We start from the raw sequence: 10,511 nt of genomic DNA, 5'->3' as shown, positions 1-10,511 counted from the left end.
AATCATTTACACATAATTATTTAAACACTCACTCTGCTATTTTTCAGTTATTCATGATTATCTTTATTATCTTGTTTTGATTGTGGTGCATAAATATATTGTCGTAATGCTTGATATCGTTGATTAAGGGCCTGTTCCCTTTTATTCTCACGAGGCTTGTAGTAATGACGATCAATCAAATTATCAGGTAAGTATTGTTGTTTAGCAATTTGATGTGGTTGGTCAAATGGATTAAGCATATCGCCACCACCCGTTGTTTCAACAGAGTGTTTATAATGCGCATCTCGTAAATAACTTGGCATCCTATGCAACTGATTGGATTCCTTACCGTCTTCATTAGCAAGATTATAGCTCATCACTGCTGAATCTGATTTAGGCGCTAAACACAAGGTAATCGTTGCATATGCAAGGTGGGTACTCGCTCGCGGTAACCCGACTTGAAGTGCCGTCTGACAGGCAATCATCGCCGTGTCAACGGCATGTGAATCGGCTAATCCAATGAACATATATGCAAGATCACGGATTCGACGGACAGCCGATTCGAGATCACCGGAATTAAGAATAACGCTCAAGTAATATAAAGCGGCATCTGTATCAGAACCACCAACTGAATCTTGAAAAGCACTCAAGCAGTCATAATGATTTGTAGAATCTTTATCAAATACAAAATGCTGATTTTTGGCAAATTCCGCAATCTGTTCATGGCTGAGTTCTTTCCCGTGCATCGCCACTAGCGTTTCCAAAATATTTAAAGCAACCCGAACGTCACCATTAGCAGAATTACCGATCATTAAGGCCAGATCTTCTGCCAAATCAAACTGATAAATTTTTTGACTAGTTCGTTGCAAAACTGGCACCACATCGTTCGCTGTCACTGGTTTGAACTCAAATAGCTGACACCGCGAACGAATGGCTGGATTAATCGTGATCACTGGATTCTCTGTAGTTGTTCCAACAAGTAAAATCTGCCCCGATTCTAGGTATGGAAGCAGAAAATCTTGAATTGGTTTTGTTAATCGGTGAATTTCATCTAATTGTAAAACAAATGACTCGTTTGGATATTTACTCACAAACTTTTGTAAAACTGCTTTGTTTTCAGTACTGGCATTAAATTTTTCAAAAGGTAATTTAAGTGTTTTTGCCATGACATACGCAAGCGTGGACTTACCAGTGCCAGGTGGACCCCATAAAATAAGCGAAATGGCGATTCCTTTATCAATTATTTGCCGGAGTGGTTGACCAGCATCTAATAATTCGTGTTGCCCAACAATCTCATCAAGCTTTTGCGGGCGCATCGCATCTGCCAAGGGTTGGTGAATATGGTTTTCACCGAATAGTGACATTGACTCTGAGGACATAATGGATCACTTCCTTAATATTTTGCTACCTTTATATATTAACACCTTCATTTAATTTTTATGAAACTAAAAAAGCACCCCAAAGAGTGTTTTAATATAATTATTCAAATGAAATTTACTCGCTAATTTCAACTATAATTCTAATTCTTTTTACTTTGGATCCGTTGCAACCAAGCCACCGGCCAAATTATTCATATTCGGTTTGTCGGTGGTCACAATCAGTTGTTCGTTTACAAAAGCATTCAATCCCAAGCTACTCATTTCACGCCCATAGCCGGAATTCTTTACCCCACCAAATGGTAAATCAGGTAACGAGACCATGAAATTATTAACAAACACCATTCCAGTTTCGATTTGACTAGCTACTTTGGTGCCCCGTTTAGGATCGCCACTGAAAACAATGCCGCCCAATCCTAAATCGGAATCATTGGCTAAATCAATCGCTTCTTGGTCACTGTTAACTTTATAAACTTGTGCAACCGGACCAAACATTTCTTGTGCATAAGCTGGATTATCTTTCTGTACATTTGTCAAAATGGTTGGTTGGAAAAATTGACCTGGTAAATCAATTTTTTCATTGCCATAATATAATGTCGCTCCCTTGGCAATCGCGTCATCAACTTGAGCCTGTAACTTATCCTTGGCCCGCTTAGAATTCATGGGCGCTAAGGTAGTTTGGCTATCCATTGGATCTCCAGGTTTGACGTTCGCAAAGTTTTCTTTGAGTTTTGCTAAAAACTTATCATACAAATTTGCTGCAACAATAAACCGTTTTGATGACGTGCAAACCTGTCCAGCGTTGTATAACCGAGCTCGCCAGGCAATATCAGTTACACTATCGATATCGGCATCGTCCAGAACAATGAACGCGTCAGTACCACCCAGTTCCATCGTATTTTTCTTTAGATTTTCACCAGCCGTCTTAGCAACACTTCGTCCGCCTCGCTCAGATCCGGTTAAGGCAACTCCCTGAACCCGTGAGTCCGCAATGATTTCAGCAACCTGATCATAACTTAAAAAGAGATTCTGTAAACTTGCATCAGGTGCTGAAGATTGTTTGATCATGTTTTCAAAAGCAACTGCTGAACCAGGTGTATTGGAAGCATGCTTCAAAATCATGGGATTGCCAACCATAAAGTTAGGCGCAAAAACACGCATAATTTGGTACATCGGAAAGTTCCATGGTTCTACCATCATCAAAACTCCTAGCGGATGTTTTTGAATTTGAGCATCCCCGGTCGCAACCGTTTCAATTTTAGTAGGCGCCAATAAATCGGCACCATGGTCAGCAAAATAGTCAGCAATCATTGCACAAAGGTCAACTTCGCCTTGGGCCTCACGATAAAGTTTTCCCATATCAGTAACCATTGCCTTAGCTAAGTAATCCCGATTTTGCCGAAACAATTTAGCAATTTCATGCAATTGCTCTGCCCGATGTGTTGGTTGCTCTTTTTCCCAGCGTTTGAATAAATCATTTCCATTTTCAAGAGCCTTTTGAATTTCTGAAGCCGTTGCATTTGGATACTCTTTAACAACTTCATTTGTATAAGGATTAACTGTTGCATATGCCATAAAAACACCTCCATAAGTAACTTTTGAGCTACTTAAATAACCTAAATAAAACTTTCTTAACTAACTATTTCTTTAATAAACTGGCCGGTCTTCACCTTGAGTTGCTGGATCAGCAATTCCCAAGCTATCTTTAGACCCAACCGTAGGATCAGCCACAATCTTCAAAACAACGTCGGCAATACTCTGACGTGAACCAGAGACACCATTGTATTGATCGTTTTTATGCGTAATGACATACTTAACTTCATCACGATCATTCAACCATGGTAAACGGAGCGTGGTGTAATCCAAGCCAGATTTTTCCAGTAATTTATCTGAATTAATGGCTGCTTGTAACCCACTCATAACACTTTGCTTGTTCCAACGACCAAATTCACCAGGAACTTCATCGTACAGACCTAAGATATTCGTAGAAATAAGGCGCTGAACACCATTTTTCTTCATGGCTTGAATCACATTCTTAGTCCAACTGTTATCCAAGGTATGATCCACAACCGCAACAAACACCATGTCCTGGCCCGCGACTGCTTTGTTTAAAACATCTTCATCATCCAAACTTCCCTCAATGACCGTTACTCTGGGGTTCTTGGCCAAATTACTTAACCGTTGACTATTCCGTAATAATAATGTGAGTTCCACATTTTTGAATGCTGATTCGTTCAAAATCCGCTTCTCAACAATGCGGGCGATCTGTCCGTTTGCTGCTGCAATTAATAATTTCATTTTTGATTCCTCCATTTATTTAGCTAGTCTTTTGAATCATAAGCCAACTTTTCTCTTTCATAATTTAACGTATGATCTTCAAAATGATTAATCTTAAAATCTAGGTATTTAATCGTTTTATTTAATTCTGAGCGTTTATCGGCTAACTCCTGTCGCTGATCTACCAATAGAGATTTGCGTGAATCTACCGTTTGATTGCCTTCTCGATATAATTTTACAAACTCGATTAAAGATTCAATCGACATTCCGGCTTTTCGTAACGCTTTAATATAGAACACCCAGTTCATGTCGTGTTCACTGTATTCGCGATAGCCACTCTCGTTACGTTTGATTTCTGGTAATAAACCAATTCGTTCCCAATAACGTAATGTATCCTTCGTTAGTTCAAATTTTTCACTCACACCATTTATATTCATTTGCGCACCTTCGTTTACATTCGATTACACGTTTTATCCCAAACCTTCATGTCCATTTTAAGGCAAGAACTTGTCTAAAGAAAATAATTAACTTCGACCAAAAATAAAAACGATGCTGAATCTCTTGTCTGAATTCAACACCGATTTTTTAGTCTTCAACTAGAGTTCCCCCAGCGTTCTTAACAAGGTTAGTCATTGTCGCAAGGGTATCCTTTAAAGGTGTTGATCCACTGGTTGCAAAGGCCGTCACTGTTTTGCCTCTAAAATCAACTTGTTCAAATAGACTGTGAATGATCATCGGTGGTTGTGACCACCAAGTCGGATAACCGACGTAAATTTTTGTATACTGACTCAAATCTGGTAGCGGCTCCCTCAATTTTGGATGGCTTTGACTATCCTTTTCATTTTGGGCAACCGGAACAAGACTATCGTAATCATCAGGATAAGCTTTTTCAGGCTGTAATCGATAAATATCCGCATGCAATTGTTGTTGCAAATTTAACGCAGCTGCCTTTGTGTTCCCTGATACTGAAAAATAAATGATTAATGCTTTTGAATCTGCCGTCTTAAAAACCTCCCTAAATTTTAAAACATGAATTTATCGGCCGCCACCCAAGCGTTCAACTTGAGCAGGATCACGATGATCAAAGAAGGCTGATTCTTTCATATCTAATGCTGTAATTTGGTCCATTTCTGCTGGGCTCAATTCAAAATCAAAAATGTTAATATTTTGTTCCATGCGCTCTTTGTGAACCGATTTTGCTAAACTAACAATCCCGCGTTGATATAACCAACGTAAAACGACCTGGCCTACACCTTTGCTATGATCGGTACCAATCTTACTCAAAACAGAATTCGTAAATAGGTTATGTTTACCTTCTGCAAATGGGGCCCATGCTTCTGGTTGAATACCCACTTTTTTGTTCCATGCCAGTTCGTCCACTTGTTGATTCCATGGGTTGATTTCAATCTGATTAACTGCCGGAGTTACGTCATTATGCAAATTTAAATCAACAAAGCGGTCCGCATTGAAATTAGAAATCCCAATTGCTCGGACTTTTCCGGCTTTTTTTAGCTCTTCCATAGCCCGCCATGACCCATAAACATCGCCGTATGGTTGATGAATCAGATATAAATCCAAATAATCTAATTGCAGTTTGTCTAAAGATGCCTGAAATGCTTTCATAGTTGCATCATAACCAGTTGAGCTGACCCAAACTTTAGTTGTGATAAATAGGTCCTTGCGATCCACGCTAGACTCTTTAATCGCTTCACCAACCTCAGCTTCGTTTCCATAAGCTTGAGCAGTATCAATCAAACGATAGCCTGCATCAATTGCATCTAACACAGCCTGTTTTGTACCGCCATTTTCAATTTGGAAAACACCAAAACCGACTGCTGGCATCTCAATACCGTTATTTAATTTAAAAGTTGGAACTGTCATCATTAAAAACTTCCTTTCGTATTTACAAGCTCATCATAAACCCTTGTGTGAACTCCAAGGCAAGGATTAATTTTAATTCTTTTACTGCAAAAATGGATCCTAAAAAATTAGGATCCATTTTTCGTTCTATAGGTGTAAGAAAATTCCGGCGTCGACCAATTCCTTGGTAAATCCGGGAATCGTCTCTGTTCTTTGCCAATCACGTTGTAATTCACAAGCCAATTGCGGAATACTGGTTGGTTGAGCACCAGCCTGTTCCACCCGCCGTAAGGCCGCTTCATGGGCAACTACTGAAGTCCCGCCAACTGAATCCACCACCGGAAAGACCGCATAACCTTCTCGTAATGCGTCTAGAGCAGGAAATGTTAGACAGGCTTCTGTCCACAAGGCAGCAATAATTAAATTATGGCGCCCCGTTTTTTTAACGGCCGCATTAAATTCCTGATCCTCCCAAGCATTAATCGTGGTGCGATCATAGCTAGGAAGATCAGGCAATAAATTTTTGATCGGGGCAATGGTGTCCTTATTACGCCCATTTTTAACATTAACAGTTGATAAAATCACCGGAACTTTAAAGGTATTCATCAAACCTACGACATTGACTACGTTTTTGATAAGTTGTGCTCGATTCATCGAATTAATTGAGTTAATCTGCGTTGGTTGATAATCAATTAATAAAAGGCTGAGTTTTCAGGTGTTAACAGTTGATCTGAAACTGGATCTCTTCTTGCTTCACTTGTCATCTTCATCGCTCCCTAATTTTAAATACCGTTTTAAAAACAATAAAATATTTGGTTTGACCTCTTCTAAATAACCTTTTGCGTGATGAGTCCCCGGTAATAATAAAATTTCTACAGGGATTTGATACTGACTAAGGCGTTGACTTAACTCAAAAACGCCAGAAACTGGCACAAATTCATCTAAAGAATTAGCTAGCAACATGGGCCCTGTTTTTCCTTGAACGCGATAATATGGCGTTGCTTCCTTTGCACGACTGGGATCATGCAAATAATTGAGAATAAACCATTTATAAAAACTGTCATCTCGGCCACTCTGGTTAATTTCCGCACTGATGCCTGTCTGAAATTTTTGTTTCTGATCTTGTTTTGGAATGACACTTTGGTGATTCTTTAACCACACTTCAATATCGAAAATCCCCGATAATGAGACAACCGGAATCTGATACTTGATCCCCATTTCAACCGCCAGATTACCACCAACAGAAGAACCGACCACTGCCACTGGTAACGTTGAGGCGTGCTTTTTTACCGACTGATATAAATGATCCATATCAACTAACGGTTGCGGATAATACGCATCCGGTGTCAAATGATAATTTGGTGTCACAACCAAATATCCTCGTTGAGCAAGCCACATAGAGATATCTTCATCCTTATGCTTATCGCCGTGAAACCAACCACCACCATGAATAACAATTAAGACACCAGATAGCTGTTCAATGTTAGGACGATATTCATCTAAAGTTAGATCTGGTGCATAAGCTACATCCTTGTTAATTTCAATCTGCAAATAACCACCTCATTTCGAAAACTTCCTGATAATATCTACACTTTACCCAGTGGATGTGAATAATGCAAGCGCTTTTATTTGGGATATTAAATATTTCTAAATTTTTTTAAGCACGACATCTCTAATCTTTCTCAATTCAAAAAAATACTGTTATAAATGGCTAAGTTTCACATTCAGCTATGTAAATAAATAATTCAAAACAAAAAACGAGCCTTCAAATTTAGTTACTCGTTTTCTAGATTAATATTTAGTTGTTTTGCATTTTAGAGTTTACTAAAATAATCATCACAAATTTTGGTTCGCTCGTCAATTGCTCCTAAGATTTGTTCTAAGTTGGTAAGTTTCTCTGATGGACTATGCCAAATAGCTTGATCATTATCAATGGTTGTAGCACCAATGCGATGATAAAAAATTCGAAATCGTCGTTTTAAATTTTTGGTTGATAAAACTGATTGCCGCAATTCCAACCAGCGATTCTTAATCTCAGAAGGAAAACTTTTTCGTACTCTATTCAATAAGCGATTGGTACTTTTTTCGAATAACCAAGTACTATTTCGTAATAATTCTTTCCCATTAAATCGTAAATTCCATGTCTCTTCAAAATCAAAGGCAGTAAACATCCAATGATTTCCATCGTAAGTAATCATAATGCTATTATTCATAACATTGTCGCTACCATTGACTAGATTAACGAAAAGATAATAATCAATCACACTTTCCAAACTATAATAATCATCAAATTTAGCTTTAAACAACTCATCTGTTGATTCATGAACAAATTTCATCAAACGATCAACGTGTTCGTGAACTTCATCAGATACTTGTTCGGGATATAAAAGCGTAAAATCACTACCATCTAAATTAGCCGTTGAATGCGTAAATTCCAAATTTTTATTGTCACTAAATCCATTATTTCCCATAATGGCAATTTGTTTTGGATCATTAGATTTTAAACCTAGATCTTCTGCTTCACGCCACGCTGTAAAGCTGTACAACCCCTGGGGATCATTGTTAATTGCTAATAGCATGTTCTCTGGTATTAGTATTCCAAAATGAGGTGCCTCTTTCAACCGAGGTGCAACTTTCTTCTCACTGGCTACAATCGATTCCCAAATTTGTGCATCTACTGTGCCTCTGGAATTGGTTGCATCTGTATAACCAGAATTTAACGCATACTCGCTTGTTGCACGTACTTTTGTACTTAATTGAACAACTTTCGGTTTAGTACAAGCCTCATCTTGAAATAATTCCAATTTATAATTGTGTTTAGGTTGATGGACACTTGAACGTCCAATATTTTTTAACTTAGCAAAGCAATTTACCGAAACATTGGAGTTGTAATAATTTAAATTTGCTACGATTGGTTTTTCAGAACGCATTTGACTGACGTCACCACGAATTGTCATTAATGGTAATTCGTTCCCAATATTTTTCAGAACATTCTTCTTAACCCAATTTAATCGATCGTGACGAATAAAACTAGCATATGTCTCATGATCACTAATTGTGGCTTCGGCTAAAACTTGAACCACAGTACCATTAAGCTTATGTGCATCAGTGTTAGAAACCATCGTTGATTGATTAGTATTAAATGGAAAATCGTGGTAAATTCCTTCTTTTTCTTTATCATCTTGAATAACAGCTAAGTACGATCTTGGTGATTCATACTTCGTTACATGATCTAAAAGATTCAGTGGAATTACTGCTTCCTTGAATAGCCAAACTAATTGACCCTTATGCATAAATCGTACCCATTTTAATCCATTACTAGTAACAATTTCTTGAACCACATGGATTCTATCGCCATTTAACAGTTGTGCGTCAGTTTTTAAATCGGCCAATGCCGCTGGCTCTGCTGGCCAAAATTTGCCAGGTAATAATGCGTCAGCACGATTATTTTGGTCGATAACTGCTTCGTAATCTACTTTTTTCGACTCTATAATTGTTATCATATTAAACTTGTCACTCCAGTTATTGTTAGTTACTTCTTTAAGTATACATTAAAACTTTAAAGTTGTTTCTTTGATGAATTAATCAATTTGATTAACTGCTGAAAACACGTCATTATGCAATTTCGAATCAATAAAAAAGCCCACATTGATGAAGTAAAAATTGCAACTGTCTTTTTCTATTCCGTTCAACCATAAACATTTCCATGTGATTGGTGAATAAGATATAAAAATAAGTTATAAATCCGGACAATCTAATTGGAGTTGTTCTAAGAATGTTTGAAAATCTCACTTGAGTGCATTATAACCAGTTGAATCAACACATTGACATTGATATATCTTCATCATTACCCCCGCAATGCAAATCACCTCAATTTAAAAACTCTAGAGGGCATTTATCTTACCTAATAATAATTATTAAAAAAAGATGAACCAAGATTTTTAAAATCTTGGTTCATCTTTTTATTGCCTAATTCAAATTAATTTAGTCATCATCACGTTTCTTACGTTTGAGACCAAACCAACTAAGAATCATACCCATCAGTGATAGTCCAACTGCTGCTTCTGTTTTGTCAGAGTTCTCATTGGTTTGTGGTAACTTACCTTGGCTAGTGCTACTACTGTTATTACTATCGTTATTTGAGCCGTTGACACTTGAGCCAGCAGTCTTAGCTTCTAGCGTTCCAGTATTAACATTTTTATTGCTGCTAGAATTAGTCTTTCCTTTGTTACCGGTCTTACCAATAACATTATTATTTTCTTTCTTAACATTATTGCTATTTTTGGTATTGCCATTGTCATTAGTCTTTCCAGTTTGACCATTGCCTGTGGTGTTATTACCCGTACCATTAGGATTACTTGGCGTCGTTATACCAGATCCAGAATTAATCGGTGTATACGCAATTGTTACTGTAAGGTCATCCAAAGTTTCACCCTTCTTCAGAATGATCGCGTTTGGAATCAACTCAGCAACTTCCTTGTCACTTGGTGTGTAACCATTGATTTCAGGAACATCGACCTCATTATAAACACCTTGTGGCGTCCATGAAGTTTCACCTGTTGATTCATTGGTTATGAGCTTGTAAACAACCTTTTGAAGAATATCACCAGGTGTTTTTTTACCAGCACCCTCGAAATGAATAACTCGTGTTACAGTCACTTCACCTTGCGGATTGACGTCGCTACCATTATTGTCAACAATCTTATTGTTTGGAACATAGGTAACAACAATATTAGGTTCAGACTTAAAGTTTTCCACTTCGTCGTTGGTTAAATCAATCTCTGGTACCACATTTGGATTAACAGTAAATCCTTTTAAGTTTGGACTGATAACAGCCATGAAACCATCATTCGTCTCATCATCATCCTGACTATTGTCAGTTAACGTCCATTTGCCATAACCAACTAATGCACCAGTGTTTGAATCAATGGTTGCGGTGCGAGTATAGTAACCATTTTCAGTTACACTCGGTGGGGTTTGCTTCCCAGCACCTGTGTAGGTGATCTTGCGAGTAACTGT

General features: G+C 37.8%; 9 protein-coding genes and 1 pseudogene. All 10 read right to left on the bottom strand.

Annotated elements, in window-relative coordinates:
* Positions 1-47: 47 nt before the first annotated feature.
* Entirely contained in the window at positions 48-1,358 is a 1,311-nt protein-coding gene (locus tag IV84_RS08085) for a replication-associated recombination protein A (RefSeq protein ID WP_227002047.1), read from the bottom strand.
* Between the two features lie 150 nt (positions 1,359-1,508).
* On the bottom strand, positions 1,509-2,930 hold the full coding sequence (locus tag IV84_RS08080; RefSeq protein ID WP_046871475.1) for an NAD-dependent succinate-semialdehyde dehydrogenase: 1,422 nt from the start codon (positions 2,928-2,930) through the stop codon (positions 1,509-1,511).
* A gap of 72 nt (positions 2,931-3,002) precedes the next feature.
* A complete protein-coding gene (locus IV84_RS08075; protein WP_046871476.1) occupies positions 3,003-3,653 on the bottom strand; it encodes an NAD(P)H-binding protein in 651 nt (216 codons plus the stop codon).
* 23 nt (positions 3,654-3,676) lie between these two features.
* Complete coding sequence (locus IV84_RS08070) at positions 3,677-4,069, bottom strand: MerR family transcriptional regulator (RefSeq protein WP_046871477.1); 393 nt, start codon at positions 4,067-4,069, stop codon at positions 3,677-3,679.
* Positions 4,070-4,217: 148 nt separating this feature from the next.
* Positions 4,218-4,610, bottom strand: coding sequence for a flavodoxin (locus tag IV84_RS08065; protein ID WP_226997975.1), 393 nt, complete (start codon positions 4,608-4,610; stop codon positions 4,218-4,220).
* 57 nt (positions 4,611-4,667) lie between these two features.
* Positions 4,668-5,513 carry an aldo/keto reductase gene (locus IV84_RS08060; RefSeq protein WP_046871495.1) on the bottom strand — a complete coding sequence of 282 codons (846 nt, stop codon included), beginning with the start codon at positions 5,511-5,513 and terminating at the stop codon, positions 4,668-4,670.
* Between the two features lie 126 nt (positions 5,514-5,639).
* A pseudogene (locus IV84_RS08055) lies at positions 5,640-6,256 on the bottom strand (hydrolase).
* On the bottom strand, positions 6,246-7,043 hold the full coding sequence (locus IV84_RS08050; protein WP_052694504.1) for an alpha/beta hydrolase: 798 nt from the start codon (positions 7,041-7,043) through the stop codon (positions 6,246-6,248). The pseudogene IV84_RS08055 and the gene IV84_RS08050 overlap by 11 nt, the downstream one beginning before the upstream one ends.
* A 263-nt stretch (positions 7,044-7,306) precedes the next feature.
* A complete protein-coding gene (locus IV84_RS08045; protein WP_046871479.1) occupies positions 7,307-8,995 on the bottom strand; it encodes an SH3-like domain-containing protein in 1,689 nt (562 codons plus the stop codon).
* 481 nt (positions 8,996-9,476) lie between these two features.
* Positions 9,477-10,511 (bottom strand): mucin-binding protein (locus IV84_RS08040; RefSeq protein ID WP_056986377.1); only part of this gene is annotated, 1,035 nt, incomplete at its 5' end.

This window comes from Pediococcus damnosus (assembly GCF_001437255.1).
GTDB classification, from domain to species: Bacteria; Bacillota; Bacilli; order Lactobacillales; family Lactobacillaceae; genus Pediococcus; species Pediococcus damnosus.
Note: the sequence above shows the minus strand (reverse complement) of the source record. Positions and strands in the feature narration are given on the sequence as shown.

What these genes read in the sequence shown, in the direction of transcription:
- IV84_RS08085 (WP_227002047.1), bottom strand. Translation starts at nt 1,358, where the DNA reads ATGTCCTCAGAGTCAATGTCACTATTCGGTGAAAACCATATTCACCAA.
- IV84_RS08080 (WP_046871475.1), bottom strand. Translation starts at nt 2,930, where the DNA reads ATGGCATATGCAACAGTTAATCCTTATACAAATGAAGTTGTTAAAGAG.
- IV84_RS08075 (WP_046871476.1), bottom strand. Translation starts at nt 3,653, where the DNA reads ATGAAATTATTAATTGCAGCAGCAAACGGACAGATCGCCCGCATTGTT.
- IV84_RS08070 (WP_046871477.1), bottom strand. Translation starts at nt 4,069, where the DNA reads ATGAATATAAATGGTGTGAGTGAAAAATTTGAACTAACGAAGGATACA.
- IV84_RS08060 (WP_046871495.1), bottom strand. Translation starts at nt 5,513, where the DNA reads ATGACAGTTCCAACTTTTAAATTAAATAACGGTATTGAGATGCCAGCA.
- IV84_RS08045 (WP_046871479.1), bottom strand. Translation starts at nt 8,995, where the DNA reads ATGATAACAATTATAGAGTCGAAAAAAGTAGATTACGAAGCAGTTATC.